Genomic DNA, 19,344 nt, shown 5'->3' on the forward strand with positions numbered 1-19,344 from the left:
CTCTTTTTTCTGGGCAATAAATTCTATCCTCAAAAATATAAAAGAGTGATTACAAGTTTAACGCACTTGTAATCACTCTTTTATTTGCCGATCATTTTAACCAAATTAATCAATGGACGGTAATTCTTGCCTGCAAGGCCCACAACTTCGACAAACAACTCAATTGCCAGAAGCATTACCCCCAAGAGAAGAATCCCTCCCCATAACGTTGCTTGTGAAAAAAGCAATGCAGCCAATCCGAACAGTGCCGCAATACCATAAATGATAAGGACTGTCTGACTGTGGGAAAATCCGATGTTCAAGAGACAATGATGCAAATGGGATTTATCCGCAGCGGAAATCGGCTGTTTTTCACGGACACGTCTGACAATAGCAAAGAACGTGTCAGAAATAGGAACGCCCAGCATAATGACTGGAATGATTAAAGCAACCATTGTGACGTTTTTGAAACCCATCAGGGCAAGTACAGAAATCATAAAGCCGAGGAATAATGCCCCGGTATCTCCCATGAAAATCTTGGCCGGATGGAAATTATAAAACAGGAAGCCAATCGAGCTGGCAGCAAGAATTGCAGCTGTAGACATGACGAAAATATCACCCATGATGAAGGCCATTATAGCTAAAGTAATTAAGGCAACTGAAGAAACTCCGGCCGCTAAGCCATCGAGACCATCTATCAGATTTATAGCATTTGTTATGCCGATAATCCAGACGATGGTAAGTGGGATACTGAAATAACCAAAATCAATTTCCCCACCGAATGGCAGGTTGATAAAGGAAATCTCCAATCCCCCACCTATTACAACAATCGATGCAGCGAGCAACTGGCCGAGCATTTTTGCTTTTGCTGTAATTTCAAGCATGTCATCGAATACACCTGTTATGATTATGATAAATGCGCCAATAATAATGGCTGTTGTAATCGGTATAAAGGCGGGTTCTACTGCATTGGAAATCGGATCTACCGGCCTTAATATGAAGTAGGCGATGAGAAATGATCCGAATATAGCTAATCCACCCAACCTTGGCATGATTCGTGCATGTACCTTTCTATAGTTCGGTCGATCTACCGCGCCGATACGAAAAGCAAGCCTTTTAACCAAAGGAGTGAGAATTAGAGAAGCGATAAATGCCAAGACCAAAGTCAGGTAAAGCATGCTTTTCCTCCTTAAGACACATCTTTATTATACTAAACTCACATAAGAATTCATTTTGAATATACCACGATATACATTAAAAATAAACTTTTTGAATTCATTTGCATTTCTATTATTTCATATTTGTTCAAATCCAAAATTTCACAGTACATAAGCAGTATGGAGTTTTTGGGAAATGTTTGCTAAAATACATAAAGCATCTGTACCGCTAAAAAGGAGAAATTATTTCATGTTATCTATAATTAATCGCTTAAACAATCCATCCCTCAAAAATATAAAAAAATACGAAAAGCTTATAAAACAAATTAACAGCCTTGAGCCTCTCTATTCAAAAATGTCAGATGAAGAACTTCAAAAAATGACATATTCTTTTAAAGAGGACTTAAATTCAGGGAAAAAGTTCCCTCAAATTTTACCTGATGCTTTTGCTGTTGTACGAGAAGCATCCAAGCGTGTTTTAAATATGCGGCATTTTGATGTTCAATTAATGGGAGGACTCGCATTAGTTGAAGGAAATATCGCTGAGATGCCTACAGGTGAAGGGAAAACTTTAGTCGCTTCTTTGCCGGCCTATGCGAGAGCACTCGAAGGCAAAGGCGTTCACATCATTACCGTAAATGAATACCTTGCCAAAAGGGACTATGAACAAATAGGAAAAATACATGACTTTTTAGGTCTTTCAATTGGTTTAAATCTGCCATTAATGGATTCCATTGAAAAACAGGATGCATACAATGCAGATATCACCTATGGCGTTGGAACCGAATTTGGCTTTGATTACTTGCGGGATAATATGGTGCATTCATTATCTCAAAAAGTACAAAGATCTTTTAACTACGCAATTATAGATGAAGTAGACAGTGTTTTGATTGATGAGGCCAAAACCCCATTGATCATCGCGGGTAAAACTCCTGCAAATTCAGAATTGCACCGTATTTCTTCAATCCTTGCTTCCCGCTTCAAAGTTGGAACAGATTTTGAATATGACGACGAAACGAAAGCTACTTCATTAACAGATATCGGAATAGGAAAAGTTGAAACGGCTTTCGATGTTGAGAATTTATACGAGCTGGATCATCAGACACTCTATCATTATGTAATAATGGCTGTCCGTGCTCACGTCACATTCAAGCGGGATATTGACTACATTGTTAAAGATGGCAAGGTATTGCTGGTCGATATGTTTACAGGAAGAACTTTAGAAGGGCGCACTCTTTCAGATGGTTTGCATCAAGCGATTGAAGCAAAAGAAAATCTTGAAATTACTGAAGAAAATAAAGCTCAATCACAGATAACTATACAGAATTATTTTAGAATGTATCCGTTGCTTTCAGGAATGACAGGTACAGCAAAAACTCAGGAAGGCGAATTCCGTGAAGTCTACAGTATGGACGTCATTCAAATTCCTACAAACAAACCCAGAGCTCGTGTCGATATGCCTGACCAAGTGTTTGTCAACACTGATCAAAAGTATCAGGAGCTGATTAAGCAAGCCACTGAGCGCCATATGAACGGACAACCCGTGTTAATTGGGACTACTTCCATTCTTCAATCCGAAGAGGCAGCTAAACATTTGCATTCCGCCGGATTGCCTTATCAATTATTAAATGCTAAAAGTATTGAACAGGAAGTACTGCTAATTGCACAAGCTGGACAAAAAAACCAGATTACCATCGCAACTAATATGGCCGGCCGCGGAACAGATATTGTACTTGGCGAGGGTGTCTCAGAAATCGGCGGATTACATGTCATCGGAACTGAAAAACATGAAAATCGCAGAATTGATAATCAGTTGAGAGGCCGGTCAGGTCGACAAGGAGATCCGGGTTCTACCCAATTTATAATTTCCCTTGAAGACGACATGTTCAGAAGATTTGCCAAGGAAGAGATTGATAAACTGAAACAGAAAATCATCGATGACGATAGCGGAAGAGTACTAAATAAGCATGTCAACGAATTAATTGAAAGAACACAAAGAATTGTAGAAGGATCTCATTACTCCATGAGAGAATATAACCTGAAACTTGATGATGTTATCAATGAGCAAAGAAAGCTTGTTTTTGATCTGCGTGACCGGATTCTATCCGGAAAAGAAGCTATCAAAATACTGGAATCCATGCTGAATGCAAGCACAGAATCTTTAATCTTAAAGAAATTACCCGAGGATTTCAGCAACGAAGATATAACTTACCTTCAAGAGTCTCTCCGAAGCTTGTATAGATTTCCATTGGACCTTCCTAAAGATAAAGCAAGCAGAAAACAAATTATTGATGAAATAAATAAGGCCAACAAAAGTATCATTTCCACTTTCTCTGATTTCGAAAACGATGAGAATTTCATGAACACGTTTTTAGAAGTTTCCAAAACTCAAATAGATTCGATGTGGGTAAAGAACCTGGAAAATATGACGCATTTAAAAGAAGGGATTGGCTTGCGCCATTACCAACAGGAAGACCCGATGAGAATTTACCAGCGCGAAGGTCTCGAACTCTTCACACAAAGCTTTGAGCAATTCCGCTATCAGGTAATTTCAAGAATGTTGGATATTTCTTATAAATCCAGCAAAGATTTAAAGGAGGCCATCCGTTGAGTATATTTAATTTTTTCAAAAAAAAGGAAAAGACAGGAAAAGACTCCACTATAGACTCGGCAGCACTTTTGGAAAAATCCAGTGGAACTGCTGAAAATAACGAACTTCTAAAGCCTGTCCTTTCCCTTCCAACACAATGGAAAATCAGCAAAGAACAAGAATATGTTTTAAGATTTTTATCCAATGAACTTCCGCCACTCAAGCAAAATCAAATTTCATTGGCAGGAATTACAACTAGCCTGAACCAGGATAACCGTTCTATGAATGTCGAAGCTTTTATACGCTCGTCTTTAACTAAACCTGTTAAACTTGGCAATACTGAATTATTGCTATTGGATAATCAAAACAAATTGATCGCTTCACAAAAGTTCGATTTGGCCAGTATTGGTGAAATTCCGGGAAATTCAAATTTCCCTTGGATATTCGAATTTCATGAACAAAACATAAAATCATATGAATTACCATCAGAAGGCTGGAAGCTGGCTTTCAATCTTAAATCATTAATGAAACATTCATTAGATATGGATACAGAGTGGAAAGAAAAACTGTCTTTGGATGATCAACAGCATTTAACGAAGCTAGTAGAATCACTTCCCCCTCTAAAACCCGAAGAATTAAATATAACTGGATTTCAGGCAAAGTTAACAGATGAAGAGACTCTTGTTGTTTCAATATTGATTCGTAATGGCAGTGATAAAAATGTTCAGTTAAATAAAGTTCCACTGGAAATAAGAGATGCAAATGAAGCCACCGTCGCCAAGGGGGTTTTTGAACTAACTAATTTCACTGTCAAAAGCAACACAACGAAACCGTGGACGTTTATCTTTCCGAAAGAAACTGTATTGATTGCTCAGCCAGACATGTCCAAATGGAAAGCATTGATAATTCAATAAATCTGTATTGATAAATTCTGATTCAGGTCACTTATATTCTCCTGGACCAAAGTGTCATATTTTTTTAAAAAAATATATATTTAATCTAGTTTTAATGAATAACTTCCCTAACCATGCTATAATATTTTATAGTTAGAATATTTCAATAACATAGGGGTGCAAAAACTGCATGAATGGCAATCTGCAATTTTATACAAGTCTATCTGATTGGTCTGCCTGGGATGAAGCAGCTGTACTGAAAATGCAGCACCAAGAACGGGCTGAACTGGCCAAATCTATTACTTGTGCAGGATTACTTGTCGACTTATCCATGGACCAGCATGCCGAAGTAAGGGGAAATGTAGCGAAAAATTCCTTCACTCCTCTTCCCACTTTAAAACGTCTAGCAGAAGAGGACCTTTGCACGAACATTCAAAACGCCGCAAAGGAAACTCTCAAAGCCATACAAAGCCAGCCTGTTCCAAAAAACTTTCAGTGATCCACTGAAGGTTTTTATTTCGTCATTTTCCTTAATGTTTAATTCCTCTCAATTAGGTTATACCATTATTAAACGAATTTCAGGAGGAATATAACATGAGCAAAGATGGGTTTTCAGATAAAGTTAAAAGCGCCGTAAGCAAAGGTAAAGGTGAAATAAAAGACCAGGTGGGCAATGCGACGGACGATCAACAACAGCAGCGGGAAGGCAAAGCAGACAAAACCAAAGGTAATTTTCAAAATGCCGCCGCCGACTTTAAAAACAAAGTGAATAAGAATCAGTGATGAAGAACCGGTCCGAGAGGCCGGTTCTTTTTTGGCTTAAATAAAAGGGTTCCGCTCATTTACATGAGCGGAACCCTTTTGCATGATTATCTTTTTTGAATCTGACGCTGGCCGCAGCTGTTTAAAATAGCCGTGGTGTCGGCGGAGTCGATGTTTTCTTCTCCACATCTTCATGGAATGGTCTCTCATCTCTTGGGTTATGGCGATTGTCCACGTCATCATGCCCGTCCAACGAATTTTTCGGATCGTCCTTAGAAGTTCCAGTTCCACCATCATTGTCTCTCAACAGTTTTTCTTCTTCTGAATCCCTGCCGAAAGGCGCTGGCCCCAAATTTGGATCTACCCCTGGTGAAGGTTCATCCTGTCTGCGATTAACGCCTTCTTCACGATTCAGATCTTCTTCCTGGGCTTCTGTTTCAAGGTGTGGTTCATGATCAAAACTCTTTTCTTTCAAAGAACTTTCATCTTCCGGCTGTCTGTCCGTTATAGGATGGATGGTCTCTCCTTCTAGTCGTGAATCCCTCGTTTTATTGCCATATTTAGGGTGCCCGTGTTGATCTTCGCGGCGTACTTCAGAAGTATAAATTCTTTCTGAATCCTCAGCAATCGTCCGGGATGATGGCTCGTTGGCATCAGTGCGCTCAACGTCTGAATTCGCTCTCACATCGCTGTCCCTGATTTTCTCATCATTGAACTTTTGCCCATCCCGCTCGATGTCTTTTCCAAACGGCGTGAACGCTGTGTTGCGTTTGCTGTCATCACTATCAACAGTTCTGGTATCGTCACCGAATGAAGAACCGTTGTCTCTATTCCGGTTTACTGCCTGCCCATCTGTATATAAAAGAATTGCGCCCTTCTTGATTTCTTCACTGTATCTGTCAATTACTGGCTCATCAAGATCCAAATCCCTCAATTGAGTATGGACCGTATCTTCTCCGCTGAAGAAAGATTTGAATTTCGTGGAAAAAGACTCCGCCTCATGTCTGTCTACATTTGACCTGCTGTTATAGGAATTAAAGACATCCTTATCCCTTGCCAGCACATGGATATCATTTTCACCGTAGCCATGCATTTTTAATTGCTCTATACGCTGTTCCATTTCCTCCTGGCTATATACCATTTCGAATTCTCTGTTTTTCGGATTCATTATTTTTTCAGCCTCCTATAAGATCGTCTTAATACTGTTTACCCGAACCTTCTGAATACTAAAACCTGTGCTGATGGATAATATTAGCCCCTTTCCTTTTAGAAGGAAGGGGCGTTTCATACTGTTGATGATTACAATACCTTTGAATGATCTTCTTCTATATACAGAAGAACTCCGCCTCTGGCAATCTGGGCAGTATAACGTTCGGTTTCCTGATCAGTCAGGCCAAGAGATTTAATGCCTTCCCGAACGCTGCTCTCCCCGCTTACGAAACTTTTAAATTTATCTTTGAAAGAATTGACCCTTTCACTTTCCACTCCTGTCCGGTTTTCAATCGTATCCAGACGCTTGTTGTTGTCAGCCACCAAATGGATGTCGCTTTCACTGTAACCCTGATTTTTCAGGACATCCATTTTCCTCATTAAATCATCGCCGGAAAAAACGACTGCCATCACCTTTTTTTCAGTGCCCATGATTGATACCTCCAAGACATTTGTCATTACACTTTATTTACCCTAATGGACAGAACGGCTAAACTTTTCTAAATAACAGCCGATAATTAGATGAGCCTATCTTGTGTCGGAATTTATGCTGCCATGGGTATTTATCACCTTTTTATTATATTTTTTGTATACTGTAATAAAAAAGCAGTTTATTTTGAAAATTGATGATAAAATGGGAAAATAAGAGATATAATAAAGTATACTTAAGATGTGGAGGCGGATGTTATCGTATTAAGCAATCTTTCTACTTCTGACTTTTCGAAAGTTCCGGAGAAGTTTGAAAGTAACTCTCCTACATGGATGATAGAAGTTCTCCCCATGCAAACGGAAAGGAGAGAGTCAATGGATACTGGAATGCGCATCAAATACCATCGTTTGAAAAAGAAAATCAGCAGTGAAGAATTGGCAGCAGGGATTCTCTCAACAAGAGAGCTGAAAAAAATTGAATCCGGCTCCAAAGAACCTTCGCTGACTGATCTTGAAGCACTTTGTAAAAAATTGGAGATACCACTTGCTCCAAAAGAAAACCCTGTCGGTCGGGTATTAGTCAAAAATTTTAAGACTTCATTATTACATCCAAAAAATAAAGCGAAAATAATGGAACAATATGCCGACATTTATAACCATCCTTTGTTGCAAACTAATGAAGATGTAGAATTGGAGTATAATATCCAGCAAATCCGCTATTTCATTATTACTGGAGACTTGGATAGTGCCGAAGAAAAAATAAAAGAAATTGAACGCTATAAAGAATTTATGAGCCAAGAGCAATTTTATTTGTTTTATAAATACATTGGGAACTATCATTATATTTTAAATGATTTTGATCAGGCGCTTAAAACATATTTAATGGCTGATAAAATTGCTCCCCCTTCGGTTACCGCTTCCGAACTAGGAGACTTATATTACTCCATTGGTCTTTCTGCGTCGATTGGTTTGAAGATAAGTATGGGGAAAAAATATGCGGAAATGGCATTAAAAATTTATCAGCAGGAGTTCGTTCCAAAACGGATAGTTGAATGTCACTTAACTATAGCTATTAACGAGAAAAAAATAGGGAACTTTATCAAAGCTAAAGAACATTTTAAACATGCATTAACTATAGGTAACAAGTTAGATGATGAACCATTAAAATTTGACACAGAATATAATTACGGAAACTTCTATTTCCAATTTCAGTATTTTGAATTAGCTGTAAAACACCTGGAATGTGCACTACAATATAAACCCTATGAATATACTTCAGATATTCTATTGGCATACTCTCTAATGATTAAGTGTTATATTGAATTAAATGAATGGGAGGAAGCGCAAAACTTACTTGAAAAAGGCTACCTTATAATCAAGGAAAAGAATTTAAGCTTATCCAGCCCATCCAATGATTCATTTAAGGAAATTTATATTGAGTTTATGTGTCTATATTATTACCTTAAGGATGATTTTGAGAAGTTCGAAAATCATCTTCTTGAAACATTTATACCTTTATTAGAAGCTCACAATAAGAATTTTGAAATAGGTTTTTACTTAACGTTATTAGGAAATACTTATATCAAGCAAAATAAATACTTAAAAGCATCAATAATCTTTAAAAAATCAAATAACGCATTTAAAAACACCATATTAATTAAAGAGGAGTGGGAAGAGATATGAAAAGATTTTCGAAATTTCTAATAGGAACACTGTTAACTTTATTAGTACTTACAGGGAATAATGCCGTTACACCTGTTGAAACAGTTGATCAATATACACAGCCTACAAGCTACCAATTCCTCGCCGCTGATAAATGGCCGCAACCTTGGAGCTACCAATTCCTCGCCGCTGATAAATGGCCGCAGCCTTGGAGCTACCAATTCCTCGCCGCTGATAAATGGCCGCAGCCTTGGAGCTATCAATCCCTTGCTGCTGATAAATGGCCGCAGCCTTGGAGCTATCAATCCCTTGCTGCTGATAAATGGCCACAACCTTGGAGCTACCAATTCCTCGCCGCTGATAAATGGCCACAACCTTGGAGCTACCAATTCCTCGCCGCTGATAAATGGCCACAACCTTGGTCCATTACTACAAAATTAGCTTAAATCACCTATAATAAAAACGCTGCTCAGAGTTGAGCAGCGTTTTTCTATTGATTTTGATATTTATCTACCAAGCATTCTTCCACAAACCTGTCAAAAATATTAATAGAAGCCTGATCTCCCTGCAAGGCAAATTCTTCGGGATGCCATTGGATGCCCAGTACAAACTGATAATCGGTGCTTTCAAGTGCCTCGACCATTCCATCTGCAGCACGTGCCGATACTTTCAGTTTATCGGAAACATCCCGCACCGCCTGATGATGAAATGAGTTGACATGGAATTTCTTATCTCCCATGATCTGATAAAGACGACTGTCTTCTTCCAATTCAATAGAATGCGTTCGGTGCGTACGCATAGCCAATTGCAGATGCTGATATAATTTCCCTTCATACTCGGCATCCAAGTCCTGATAATTGGTGCCACCAAGAGCTACGTTAAGCATTTGCATTCCACGGCACATTCCCATGAATGGTTTATCAAGTTTCAGGAATTCAAGGATAAGTTCTTTTTCATATAAATCACTGCCGGGATATACTGCACCAAGGCTTGGATGCGGCTCTTCACCGTAAAGGACCGGGTTAATATCGCCTCCGCCGGTTACTATCAGGCCATCCAGACGTTCACATAATAACGGGATGTCTTCCTCGTCTACAATGGGCACGATTAATGGCAAGCCACCCGACTTAAGGATTGCCTGTCCGTAAACCGGATCCAAAGTATAAGTCTGATCTTTTTCAACTCTTGCAGTTATACCAATCACTGGTTTTTTTCTATTTGTCATGAATGGGTACCTCTTTCCTGTCAGCAAAATCCTTCTTTTTTCTACTTTGCTAGTATACCCATGCCACCAATTGCATTAAACATTTGCCTTATATGGGCCGGAGTCGTTGCTTATACGAATCATTGAAGCTTCCCCAACCATATCAGCTGACATCGCTGCAGGATCATGCCGATACTGTACAAGGTCAACTTTCCAGTTCCCACCAACCATTACACCTTCAGTTGTCAGCAGTATCTTTTGGGTTAGGCGGTTATCTTCATCCTGAAATGAAATTTTCCCTTGAGCGTTAAGGACTCGATGCCAGGGCAATTCATATTTCTTACTCATGCTGTGCAATAATCTTGCCACTTGCCTCGCCCCTCTTGGACTGCCTGCTTGTGCTGCAATTTGTCCGTAGGTCATCACTTTCCCCGGGGGTATATTCTGAATCACTTGAATAGCATTTCGAGTAAATAGCTCCATGAATAATTGCTTCCTTTTTAAATGGATTTTCTCTTAGATCAGCCTTCAACCTGCAGCTCTTTGATTAGGTTACCATTTTTATAATCACGAATCACTGATTTGCTGAATTCGTACAAAGGTAGTTTAGCTGTTTTCAATGACAGGCCTTCACTATTGTAATGGATATATTTATAATACTCGATTAAACTGCCGACTACATCTTCCAGGTCATCCAGTGAATCTGATGATTCGGGCATTCGGGGCATTTCTTTTCTTTTAGGTTCTTTTGAATATAAGGATTCCATTTCCACCAGTTCCTGGACAGTCTGATCGAACAGGATCTGTCTCTTTTGAAACCGGAAATGGCCTTGCCAATAAACAAAAACTTCCTTGGCAATTCCCAGCTTTTTAGCCCCTTCCACAGCGTTCATACCTTCTGTTATACAAATTTGCTGCATGATTTTTCTTAAAGACATTTTATACTCTCTTTCCACTACACCTTTATATTGTTGATATTTCATCAGAATTCCCTCCCTGAAAATCGATTTATGAATTGCCGTAGCGTTTAATCAGTTCTTTTTCTTCTAAGGGCTGGAATGCCTCGTAATTGTCCCGATCATGGATCAGCCGCGCTATAAAATACGTCGAAGCCATTATTGAATATGGTTGTTGTATACTCTCTCCGGACCCGCTTGAAGCCAATAGATTTTTATTGCCTATATGAAAATATTTGAAGCCTGAAGATGCTCCCCATTCAGCAATATTATTCAAAAGTTCGGTTTCAGCTTCCCCTGGTATCTCGTCTTCCGATTTACCGCTTAAGTGATGATAGATGGTTTCGCCTTTAGCTAAAACATAGGCAGCTGCAAGCAGCTTGCTGTCTTTATAGATTCCAAATAGCTGCAAGTCAGGACCCAGGGAACTCACTAAGGACTCAAAATAATCATTTGTGAAAAAATAGTAGTTATCCTTTTCTTCATTTTTCCGTATTGTCGAATAATACAGAACCAAAAATTCGAACATATGTTTGACGGTGCCAAGTTTTTTGAATGAAAAACCATTAGCTTTCTCACTCTCCATCCCACTGTTTTTTATTGCTTCACTCTCACTTAAATTCGCATTTAACTGAAGAGTGTAAGTGTCATGGACTGAAATCATTTCGATTTGATCTGTAAAAAAAGCTGCGTTGTTCAATACGGGATGGAAGCGGATGAATTCCGCCAATATTCTCTCACTCCCGCAGTATTCTGAGAAAGTGCGAATGAAGTTGGCCGCAAGCTTAGAGGCGTCATTGTTGATTTTCAAAAAAGGTCCACCATAACCGAATGGGCTGGTGATGTCATAATATGAAGTTTCCTCGTTCATCAGCTGACGCTTAATGAAGGGATAGACAATTTCACCATGCCCCTCTTCGTCAATATAATAAAAGAGCATTGCTTCCCCAGGGTCCAGTTTCAGTGCGCTCAGCAAGTAATCCCGTGTGAAATAGATGTCTCTAATTTTAAAAAGGTCTAATATTTGTTGCCATCGAGCTATGCGGCTGGATAAGACCAGCTCATACATACGAGTTCCCCCTTCGAGAAGCATGTTTATTTAAATACAGTCTGAAAATTCGACTGCTTTCTTCTGCGCACCAGCACGCCTGTTCTGAACAGCATATTGAATAATTCTGAAATAAAAGCCAATAATATGCCTACTATTGACCCGAACAATCCACCGATTGCCATGACGTACAGGGTATTCTCTTCCAGGAATGACGGAACTTCTTCTACTGATGCTTTAGAGATAATGTTGAGATTATTGATTTTCATAAGGTCCCATGCTTCTGCAACAGCTATGTTTGCCAGTGCATTGGCAAGCTCTCCTGCCATCATTCTGTTTTTATCAGTCACAGTGATATTTAAAACCTGTGAATCAGAAACGTTAGTAACGCTCACTTTTTCATATAATTCTGCTGTTGTCAGCGTACTTCCGGTCGCTTGTATGGCAGAGGTCAGCACTCCCCGGCTTTTTATCATTGCAATGTAAGCATTCACGACTTGTGGATCCTTCTGAATCTCTAAATGATTTGGAGATAGCGGTTCGCCGGATGTTTGCTCAATAAGGATCTGACTGTTCGCCTCGTATTGCGGGGCTATTATAAACGTTACGAGAGACCATATGATGATTATCGAAACCAACGCAATTCCTGCAATCAATTTCAAATGATTTTTCAAACTCTTGAGAATATTGAATATCATGACTTTTTCAGCCATAAAATTTCACTCCTTATAAAAATGAAATAGAATATGCGCTTTTATATCTAAAAATTCTGAATTTATAGTTCATTTATATCACACATATTCATTCACTTCTACTATTTTATTAATATAAATGAAATAAAATTATTTATTTGTAAGCATAAAGTCTATTAGTATAATTACAAATATTACAAATATTACTAAGTTGATTCTTTAGACTCATTCTATCACTAGGAATATGGCCCATAAAAAAACTGAATTCCTCGGGGGAATTCAGCTTTTTAAACAGCTAGTTAATCATTTTAAATTTTTTGGGGAAGACCACTTGTAACATTAGGATGCTGCCGTGCATCTCATTTATATTTAAATATTTAAATAAATTGCGCTGACATTAATTTTTTAATCGGGTATTTTTAGTTAAGCCGATGATTCCATTGCGCCTGTAAATGAATTTTTTCTCTTCAAGAATTTTCAGGACCTTGGATAAGGTTTGATGCGGGATATTGTTGTCCGATGTTATTTCTTTGATTGTTTTAAATAGTACTCCATCCTCGCTTGCATTTTTGACGAAGTAATCTATGAACATTTCACCGGTCTCAGCAATGCGTTCGGATTCGGAAGCAAAACAATCCCTGCATATTTCTCCAGCTTTAATTTCAGTGAGTGATTCCGAGCCCATTTTTCTGCTTTCACTGATTGCCATCAAACTCAACCTCCTGCCTGCATTTTTGTTTCCTTTTTCACATCTATACCCAATTCGTTTCCAAGTAGTCATATTTTCACTAAAAAGTATTGAAATTTACTTATTCTTTCAAAAGTGAAGTTTAAAGTATCAAATTAATTTTGATTTCATATTTTGAATATGGGTATATATGTTAAGTAGATTCAATTTTTAGAAGGAGGGTTCTGAATGCAAGGAAGACATTATATTAATGGAGAATGGTCAACTGATGGCGATGGTGTCATAGATGTTATGAATCCGGCTACCGGTGAACGGGTGGGCACGGTGCCGAACGGCGGAGAAGAAGAAGCGACAAAGGCAATTGAAGCCGCTGCAGAGGCCTTTCCGGATTGGTCGAAGACGACAGCTTATCACCGCGCTGAATTAATGATGAAATGGCACGATCTCCTGTTGAAAAATAAACAGGAAGTTGCCGAAATCATGACAAAGGAAATGGGCAAGCCCCTCGCCGAGGCGATCGGTGAAATCGAATATTCAGCTGCTTTTATCTCCTGGTTCGCTGAAGAAGGTAAGCGCGTATACGGCCGGAGCATTCCTGCCAGCAAAGAGGACAAGCGGATTCAAATCAATAAGCAGCCGGTTGGCGTTGTCGTTTCCATTACACCGTGGAATTTCCCGGCTGCAATGATGGCCCGGAAAATGGCTCCCGCCCTGGCAGCTGGTTGTACATTCGTCGCCAAACCCGCAAAGTTAACACCGTTAACTGCTGTTCGAATTTATGAATTGGCTGAAGAAGCCGGTTTTCCGAAAGGCGTCATCAACCTGGTGACAGGAAGCGCCAGCAAAATCGGAAAAGTATTTACAAGCCATCCCTCAGTTCGTAAGCTGACATTTACCGGGTCCACTGAAATCGGTAAAGAACTGATGAAGCAAAGCTCCGAGACGATGCTGAACCTGTCGCTGGAACTTGGAGGCCACGCACCCATCATCGTGTTGGACGATGCAAATATCGAAGAAGCCGTTAAAGGCGTTATGGCTTCCAAGTTCCGCAATGCCGGCCAGACTTGTGTCTGCGGAAACCGCATCTATGTGCAGGAAGGCATTGTCGAGGAATTTTCACAGAAACTGCAGGAAGCCACCTCGCAACTGAAAGTCGGTAACGGGCTCGATGAAGGTGTACAGATTGGTCCGCTCGTCGATAAAGACGGTTACGACAAAGTGGCGAAACATGTCCAGGATGCAGTCGACAAAGGGGCGAAAGTATTGGTCGGAGGAGATGGAAGCGCTGAAAACGATTCCTATTTTTACAATCCGACCGTATTATTAAATGCGAATTCGGACATGCTGGTCATGAATGAAGAGACATTCGGTCCAGTTGCGCCGATCATGAGTTTCCAAACTGATGAAGAGGCTGTCAATTTGGCAAATGATACCCGCTTCGGTCTGGCAGCGTACTTTTTTACCGAAAGCATGTCGCGCGGAACATACCTTGCTGAAAATCTGGATTATGGGATTGTCGGTTGGAATGATGGATTACCTTCAGCTGCACAAGCGCCATTTGGCGGCATGAAGGAAAGTGGCATTGGTAGAGAAGGCGGTAAAGAAGGCCTGGAAGCGTTCCTTGAAACCAAGTACATTTCAATCCAGTTATAGATGACAGCCGACATCAAGGTCGACTTTGCACATTCAGCCTTTTTTGAAAAAATACAGTTCACACTCTCACCCTGCTTTTGCTATCTAGAAAAAGAACACTCCCGGCCGGGATTCGGCCAGGAGTGTTTTTTGGTTATTTTTATTTCCAGTTGTCAAGTATTGGCCCATTTTTGCCATAAACCGGATCCTTCTGTGGCAGTGGAGTGTTCTGGATATCTTCCAATACATACGGCCGCTCATCCAGGTCGCCGATTTTCTTATTCGGGCTGACACCTCCCGGGTACGCACCGACAATCTGGAAATCATCGCTTGCGGATATCTTCTTATGGCCGGTGCCAGCTGGAAGTACTGCCACATCACCCGTATTGACCTCCAGCTTTTGCCCCTGTTCCCCGCCTATCAAAAGCACCGCTGAACCTGAACGGACACCCAGGACTTCGTGTGTATTGCTGTGGTAATGGTGATAATCGAAGACGCCATTCGTCCAGCTGTTCGTCCAATCATTATTATTAAAAGTTTCGTCGATTTTTTCAGGATTGTCTTTGAATGCCCCTGGATATAGGACGACAGCCAAGGACTCGTTGTTCGGTATCATGCCATCATCTTCAAAATGAATGAACTTTGTTTCTGCCATTGTTGCATCACTCCAAGTCTTTTTACAGAACTTTACCCGTCCTCCGAAATATTAATCAGGCAGGTTCTTTTTCAGAATCCCAGCCTTTCGCGAATGGCGGCTGAATAGTTCTGGCTGACCGGCAGCAATGAGCCGTCTTTCATTGTCAAAACGTAATTGGATGAAATGTCGCGTGCGATTCCTTCTATATAATTGATATTCACGATAAAAGATCGATGGATCACCAGAAAACAATCAGGCAATTGATATCTGAGCTCCTTTAAAGTGTAAATGGTACTGAACGCTTCCTCTTCAGAATAGAACCACGTCTTTTTCTGGTTGCTTTCGATATGGGACACATGCTCGACCTTTACCGGCCGCCAATTATCATCCAATTTGCCAGTCAGAAAACCGAGCTGCGGTTTTCGGGTCACCAGATGATTCGGCGGTAATATGACGATCAATGCCGCTGACTGCCCCTTGTATTCCACTGGATAACCGATGCCGTAATAAGGAAAGCCCAGCGGAGAATTTTCCACCAGTTTTTCGACCCTCACCCCTTTTTGAAAAGTCAGTTCCGCCACACTCCCCGCTGGCACCGGATCCCCCTCCCGAATACGCAGATCAAGCTCTCCCATTTTGACATAAACATAAGAATCACCTACTGCCACCGCAATTGACGCAGCTTGTGGAATCCAATCACCGATCATACGGCTGATTTGTTCAATATAGGCTTTTTCCATCTTTTTGCCCCTTTCCGGTTCTTTGTCTGCAAATATCGCATTTCGTCGGCGAATAAAACTATTCATCCAAAAATTAAGACAACAGGAATCGTCTGTTATATATTAATATACATCAACACAAACTGTATTAATACAGTTAAATAAAATTTATATTCGAAGGGAATGGTTGGATGGTGAGCAAGCAGCAGCAAATAGAGGAATTGAATAAGAGTTGGGCACAGGATACAAGATGGAATGGCATTAAACGGCCCTATTCCGCAGAAGACGTCGTCAAGCTTCGCGGCTCTGTGCAAATTGAATATACATTGGCAACACGTGGTGCTGAGCGTCTTTTCCGCTCCATCCATGAAACAGATTTCGTAAATGCACTCGGAGCATTGACTGGCAACCAGGCAGTCCAGCAAGTCAAAGCCGGGCTTCAGGCGATTTACCTGAGCGGCTGGCAAGTGGCGGCAGATGCCAACTCGGCTGGCCAGATGTATCCGGATCAAAGTTTGTATCCTGTGGATTCCGTACCGAACGTCGTTAAGAAAATCAACCAGGCATTGCAGCGCGCCGATCAGATCGACAATGTCGAAGGCACGGAAGGCATCGACTGGTTCGCACCAATCGTGGCAGATGCGGAAGCCGGTTTTGGCGGTCCACTGAACGTCTTTGAATTAATGAAAGCAATGATCGAAGCAGGAGCAGCCGGCGTCCACTTTGAAGACCAATTGGCTTCAGAAAAAAAATGCGGCCATCTTGGCGGCAAAGTGTTGCAGCCGACACAAAACGCCGTACGCAATCTGGTATCTGCAAGACTCGCAGCCGATGTATTGGGTGTTCCGACACTATTGATCGCCAGAACGGATGCCGATGCAGCGGATCTTATCACCAGCGACATCGACCCTGCTGACCATCGTTTCATCACCGGTGAACGTACACCGGAGGGCTTCTACCGTACAAATCCGGGAATTGACCAGGCTATTGCGCGCGGCCTTGCTTATGCGCCCTATGCCGATTTAGTGTGGTGCGAAACATCGCATCCGAACCTTGAGGAAGCTCAGCAATTCGCGGATGCTATCCATGCAGAATTTCCGGGCAAGTTGCTCGCATATAATTGCTCGCCTTCATTCAACTGGAAAGCGAAGCTGGATGAAGAAACAATTGCGAAATACCAGGTCGAACTCGGCAAAATGGGCTATAAATTCCAGTTCGTAACATTGGCCGGTTTCCATGCACTCAACCACAGCATGTTCGAGCTTGCGCATGATTATAAAGACAACGGCATGGCCGCTTACTCGAAATTGCAGCAGGCTGAATTTGCCAGCGAAGAAAAAGGCTATACGGCTACACGCCACCAGCGCGAAGTCGGTACAGGCTACTTCGACGAAGTATCACAGATCATTTCTGGCGGCACAAGCTCAACAACAGCAATGAAAGGTTCCACAGAAGCGGACCAATTCCAAACGGCGAAAGGGTGAAGGGATTGCTTACCAAATCGGATATCAAAATCACGGGTCCTGTCACACCGGACATGGAAAAGATTCTGACGCCGGAAGCGCTGGAATTTATTGAAAAGCTTCATCGGAATTTTGATCAGCGCCGGCGTGAATTGCTGGACCGGCGCCAGGTGCGCCAGAAAGAATTGAACTCCGGCAAAAAACTCGATTTTCTGCCCGAAACCAAACACATCCGGGACGGCGACTGGTCGGTGGCTCCCCTGCCGGAAGATATGAAAGACCGGCGTGTTGAAATCACAGGTCCGACCAACCGCAAGATGCTCATCAACGCTTTGAATTCCGGAGCGAAAATGTTCATGGCGGATCTGGAAGATGCCACTGCGCCGAATTGGTTCAACGTGATTGACGGACAAGTGAATTTATATGACGCGGTCCGGGGTGAAATCGATTTTGAAATCCCGGAGACCGGTAAAAAATATGTATTAAATGAAGAAACGGCCGTATTGATGGTACGCCCCCGCGGTTGGCATCTGCCAGAGAAGAATATTGAAATCGCGGGACGCGCCGCTTCCGGCAGCCTGGTCGATTTCGGATTGTATTTCTTCCACAACGCGAAAGAATTGATTGGCCGCGGTACCGGCCCTTACTTCTATTTACCGAAACTCGAAAGCCATCTCGAAGCGCGGTTATGGAATGATGTTTTCGTTTTCGCTCAAGAAGAGCTGGGCATTCCGCACGGTTCCATCCGCGCAACGGTGCTGATCGAAACGATTCTCGCGGCGTTTGAAATGGATGAAATCCTGTATGAACTGCGTGACCATTCCGCCGGCCTTAACTGTGGCCGCTGGGATTACATCTTCTCCGTCATCAAGCGGATGCGCAACAATCCGGATTATATTTTCCCTGACCGCTCCCAGGTGACGATGACCGTACCCTTTATGCGCGCCTATACATTATTGTGTATTAAAACGTGCCACCGCAGGGGTGCTCCGGCAATGGGCGGCATGGCTGCACAGATACCGGTTAAAGGTGATGATGCCGCCAACAGCGCTGCTTTTGCGAAAGTTGCAGAAGACAAGCGCCGCGAAGTGACGGACGGCCACGATGGCACCTGGGTCGCTCATCCAGGAATGGTCGGAGTAGCGATGGAACAATTCGACGAACATATGCCGACACCGAACCAGATTGACAGACAGCGTGAAGATGTAAACGTCACCGCTGAAGAGCTTGTTGAAGTCCCACTCGGCACGATAACCGAGCAAGGCTTGCGCTCCAACATCTCTGTCGGCATCCAGTACATTGCATCCTGGCTATCGGGCAACGGCGCTGTTCCCATCAACAACCTGATGGAAGACGCCGCGACCGCTGAAATTTCCCGCTCCCAGGTTTGGCAGTGGATCCGTCATCCACAAGGAATCCTTGAAGATGGCCGTAAGATCAACGTCAGCCTGTTCCATGATTTCCTTGATGAAGAAACCGATAAGATTAAAAATCTTGTTGGCGAAGAAGTTTATGTTTCCGGCAACTATGCCGCAGCCCGAGAATTATTTTCAAAATTGACATTGGAAAGTGACTTTGTTGAGTTTCTGACACTGCCAGGGTATGACAAACTAAACTAAATTAT

20 protein-coding genes are annotated in these 19,344 nt (G+C 41.7%); 9 read left to right on the plus strand and 11 right to left on the minus strand.

Annotated elements, in window-relative coordinates:
• Positions 1–80: 80 nt before the first annotated feature.
• Positions 81–1,157, minus strand: coding sequence for a glycosyltransferase family 4 protein (locus ACFQ1X_RS07275; protein WP_144837898.1), 1,077 nt, complete (start codon positions 1,155–1,157; stop codon positions 81–83).
• 229 nt (positions 1,158–1,386) lie between these two features.
• Here ACFQ1X_RS07275 and secA2 point away from each other — a divergent pair, with 229 nt between their 5' ends.
• From secA2 to ACFQ1X_RS07295, 4 genes are all read left to right on the plus strand, one after another.
• Complete coding sequence (secA2, locus tag ACFQ1X_RS07280) at positions 1,387–3,747, plus strand: accessory Sec system translocase SecA2 (protein ID WP_144837993.1); 2,361 nt, start codon at positions 1,387–1,389, stop codon at positions 3,745–3,747.
• Entirely contained in the window at positions 3,744–4,640 is an 897-nt protein-coding gene (locus ACFQ1X_RS07285; RefSeq protein ID WP_379081918.1) for an accessory Sec system S-layer assembly protein, read from the plus strand. Before secA2 ends, ACFQ1X_RS07285 begins: the two co-directional genes overlap by 4 nt.
• A 169-nt stretch (positions 4,641–4,809) precedes the next feature.
• On the plus strand, positions 4,810–5,118 hold the full coding sequence (locus ACFQ1X_RS07290) for a hypothetical protein (protein WP_144837902.1): 309 nt from the start codon (positions 4,810–4,812) through the stop codon (positions 5,116–5,118).
• 95 nt (positions 5,119–5,213) lie between these two features.
• The gene (locus ACFQ1X_RS07295; protein ID WP_144837904.1) at positions 5,214–5,402 is read left to right on the plus strand and encodes a CsbD family protein; all 189 of its coding nucleotides are present in this window, start codon (positions 5,214–5,216) and stop codon (positions 5,400–5,402) included.
• A gap of 121 nt (positions 5,403–5,523) precedes the next feature.
• Here the strand turns inward: ACFQ1X_RS07295 and ACFQ1X_RS07300 are convergent, their stop codons facing one another.
• Together ACFQ1X_RS07300 and ACFQ1X_RS07305 are read right to left on the minus strand one after the other, a co-directional pair.
• Entirely contained in the window at positions 5,524–6,549 is a 1,026-nt protein-coding gene (locus ACFQ1X_RS07300) for a general stress protein (protein ID WP_144837906.1), read from the minus strand.
• 131 nt (positions 6,550–6,680) lie between these two features.
• Positions 6,681–7,022 (minus strand): general stress protein, encoded by a 342-nt coding sequence (locus ACFQ1X_RS07305; protein WP_379081922.1) that lies wholly within the window; start codon positions 7,020–7,022, stop codon positions 6,681–6,683.
• A 372-nt stretch (positions 7,023–7,394) separates the two neighbouring features.
• Here ACFQ1X_RS07305 and ACFQ1X_RS07310 point away from each other — a divergent pair, with 372 nt between their 5' ends.
• Entirely contained in the window at positions 7,395–8,702 is a 1,308-nt protein-coding gene (locus ACFQ1X_RS07310; protein ID WP_144837910.1) for a helix-turn-helix domain-containing protein, read from the plus strand.
• Complete coding sequence (locus ACFQ1X_RS07315) at positions 8,699–9,127, plus strand: hypothetical protein (protein ID WP_144837912.1); 429 nt, start codon at positions 8,699–8,701, stop codon at positions 9,125–9,127. The genes ACFQ1X_RS07310 and ACFQ1X_RS07315 overlap by 4 nt, the downstream gene beginning before the upstream one ends.
• A 44-nt stretch (positions 9,128–9,171) precedes the next feature.
• Here the strand turns inward: ACFQ1X_RS07315 and ACFQ1X_RS07320 are convergent, their stop codons facing one another.
• The 6 genes from ACFQ1X_RS07320 to ACFQ1X_RS07345 all read right to left on the minus strand — a co-directional run bounded on the left by ACFQ1X_RS07320 (position 9,172) and on the right by ACFQ1X_RS07345 (position 13,290).
• A complete protein-coding gene (locus ACFQ1X_RS07320; protein WP_144837914.1) occupies positions 9,172–9,906 on the minus strand; it encodes a gamma-glutamyl-gamma-aminobutyrate hydrolase family protein in 735 nt (244 codons plus the stop codon).
• Between the two features lie 75 nt (positions 9,907–9,981).
• The gene (locus tag ACFQ1X_RS07325; protein ID WP_144837916.1) at positions 9,982–10,368 is read right to left on the minus strand and encodes an MGMT family protein; all 387 of its coding nucleotides are present in this window, start codon (positions 10,366–10,368) and stop codon (positions 9,982–9,984) included.
• A 38-nt stretch (positions 10,369–10,406) separates the two neighbouring features.
• Entirely contained in the window at positions 10,407–10,868 is a 462-nt protein-coding gene (locus ACFQ1X_RS07330; RefSeq protein ID WP_144837918.1) for a hypothetical protein, read from the minus strand.
• Between the two features lie 25 nt (positions 10,869–10,893).
• Positions 10,894–11,910: a GNAT family N-acetyltransferase gene (locus ACFQ1X_RS07335; RefSeq protein ID WP_144837920.1), complete on the minus strand. Its 1,017-nt coding sequence runs from the start codon at positions 11,908–11,910 to the stop codon at positions 10,894–10,896.
• Between the two features lie 26 nt (positions 11,911–11,936).
• Positions 11,937–12,602: a YveK family protein gene (locus ACFQ1X_RS07340; protein WP_144837922.1), complete on the minus strand. Its 666-nt coding sequence runs from the start codon at positions 12,600–12,602 to the stop codon at positions 11,937–11,939.
• Positions 12,603–12,978: 376 nt separating this feature from the next.
• Positions 12,979–13,290, minus strand: coding sequence for a MarR family transcriptional regulator (locus ACFQ1X_RS07345; RefSeq protein WP_144837924.1), 312 nt, complete (start codon positions 13,288–13,290; stop codon positions 12,979–12,981).
• 207 nt (positions 13,291–13,497) lie between these two features.
• Between ACFQ1X_RS07345 and ACFQ1X_RS07350 the strand changes: the two genes are divergently transcribed.
• A complete protein-coding gene (locus ACFQ1X_RS07350) occupies positions 13,498–14,922 on the plus strand; it encodes an NAD-dependent succinate-semialdehyde dehydrogenase (RefSeq protein ID WP_144837926.1) in 1,425 nt (474 codons plus the stop codon).
• A gap of 139 nt (positions 14,923–15,061) precedes the next feature.
• Here the strand turns inward: ACFQ1X_RS07350 and ACFQ1X_RS07355 are convergent, their stop codons facing one another.
• Together ACFQ1X_RS07355 and ACFQ1X_RS07360 are read right to left on the minus strand one after the other, a co-directional pair.
• Positions 15,062–15,556, minus strand: coding sequence for a cupin domain-containing protein (locus ACFQ1X_RS07355; RefSeq protein ID WP_144837928.1), 495 nt, complete (start codon positions 15,554–15,556; stop codon positions 15,062–15,064).
• Positions 15,557–15,627: 71 nt separating this feature from the next.
• Positions 15,628–16,278 carry a LytTR family DNA-binding domain-containing protein gene (locus ACFQ1X_RS07360; protein ID WP_144837930.1) on the minus strand — a complete coding sequence of 217 codons (651 nt, stop codon included), beginning with the start codon at positions 16,276–16,278 and terminating at the stop codon, positions 15,628–15,630.
• Between the two features lie 170 nt (positions 16,279–16,448).
• On the opposite strand from ACFQ1X_RS07360, the gene aceA reads away from it, so the two are divergent.
• Positions 16,449–17,741, plus strand: a complete 1,293-nt coding sequence (gene aceA, locus ACFQ1X_RS07365) for an isocitrate lyase (protein ID WP_144837932.1) — start codon at positions 16,449–16,451, stop codon at positions 17,739–17,741.
• A gap of 5 nt (positions 17,742–17,746) precedes the next feature.
• Complete coding sequence (gene aceB, locus ACFQ1X_RS07370) at positions 17,747–19,339, plus strand: malate synthase A (protein ID WP_144837934.1); 1,593 nt, start codon at positions 17,747–17,749, stop codon at positions 19,337–19,339.
• Positions 19,340–19,344 lie beyond the last annotated feature (5 nt).

The sequence above is a fragment of the Metaplanococcus flavidus genome (genome assembly GCF_042675885.1).
GTDB classification, from domain to species: Bacteria; Bacillota; Bacilli; order Bacillales_A; family Planococcaceae; genus Planococcus; species Planococcus flavidus.

Bases quoted from the DNA above. Each gene is read 5' to 3' on its own strand.
- ACFQ1X_RS07275 (WP_144837898.1), bottom strand. From the start codon at position 1,157: ATGCTTTACCTGACTTTGGTCTTGGCATTTATCGCTTCTCTAATTCTC.
- secA2 (WP_144837993.1), top strand. From the start codon at position 1,387: ATGTTATCTATAATTAATCGCTTAAACAATCCATCCCTCAAAAATATA.
- ACFQ1X_RS07290 (WP_144837902.1), top strand. From the start codon at position 4,810: ATGAATGGCAATCTGCAATTTTATACAAGTCTATCTGATTGGTCTGCC.
- ACFQ1X_RS07295 (WP_144837904.1), top strand. From the start codon at position 5,214: ATGAGCAAAGATGGGTTTTCAGATAAAGTTAAAAGCGCCGTAAGCAAA.
- ACFQ1X_RS07300 (WP_144837906.1), bottom strand. From the start codon at position 6,549: ATGAATCCGAAAAACAGAGAATTCGAAATGGTATATAGCCAGGAGGAA.
- ACFQ1X_RS07305 (WP_379081922.1), bottom strand. From the start codon at position 7,022: ATGGGCACTGAAAAAAAGGTGATGGCAGTCGTTTTTTCCGGCGATGAT.
- ACFQ1X_RS07310 (WP_144837910.1), top strand. From the start codon at position 7,395: ATGGATACTGGAATGCGCATCAAATACCATCGTTTGAAAAAGAAAATC.
- ACFQ1X_RS07315 (WP_144837912.1), top strand. From the start codon at position 8,699: ATGAAAAGATTTTCGAAATTTCTAATAGGAACACTGTTAACTTTATTA.
- ACFQ1X_RS07320 (WP_144837914.1), bottom strand. From the start codon at position 9,906: ATGACAAATAGAAAAAAACCAGTGATTGGTATAACTGCAAGAGTTGAA.
- ACFQ1X_RS07325 (WP_144837916.1), bottom strand. From the start codon at position 10,368: ATGGAGCTATTTACTCGAAATGCTATTCAAGTGATTCAGAATATACCC.
- ACFQ1X_RS07330 (WP_144837918.1), bottom strand. From the start codon at position 10,868: ATGAAATATCAACAATATAAAGGTGTAGTGGAAAGAGAGTATAAAATG.
- ACFQ1X_RS07335 (WP_144837920.1), bottom strand. From the start codon at position 11,910: ATGTATGAGCTGGTCTTATCCAGCCGCATAGCTCGATGGCAACAAATA.
- ACFQ1X_RS07340 (WP_144837922.1), bottom strand. From the start codon at position 12,602: ATGGCTGAAAAAGTCATGATATTCAATATTCTCAAGAGTTTGAAAAAT.
- ACFQ1X_RS07345 (WP_144837924.1), bottom strand. From the start codon at position 13,290: ATGGCAATCAGTGAAAGCAGAAAAATGGGCTCGGAATCACTCACTGAA.
- ACFQ1X_RS07350 (WP_144837926.1), top strand. From the start codon at position 13,498: ATGCAAGGAAGACATTATATTAATGGAGAATGGTCAACTGATGGCGAT.
- ACFQ1X_RS07355 (WP_144837928.1), bottom strand. From the start codon at position 15,556: ATGGCAGAAACAAAGTTCATTCATTTTGAAGATGATGGCATGATACCG.
- ACFQ1X_RS07360 (WP_144837930.1), bottom strand. From the start codon at position 16,278: ATGGAAAAAGCCTATATTGAACAAATCAGCCGTATGATCGGTGATTGG.
- aceA (WP_144837932.1), top strand. From the start codon at position 16,449: ATGGTGAGCAAGCAGCAGCAAATAGAGGAATTGAATAAGAGTTGGGCA.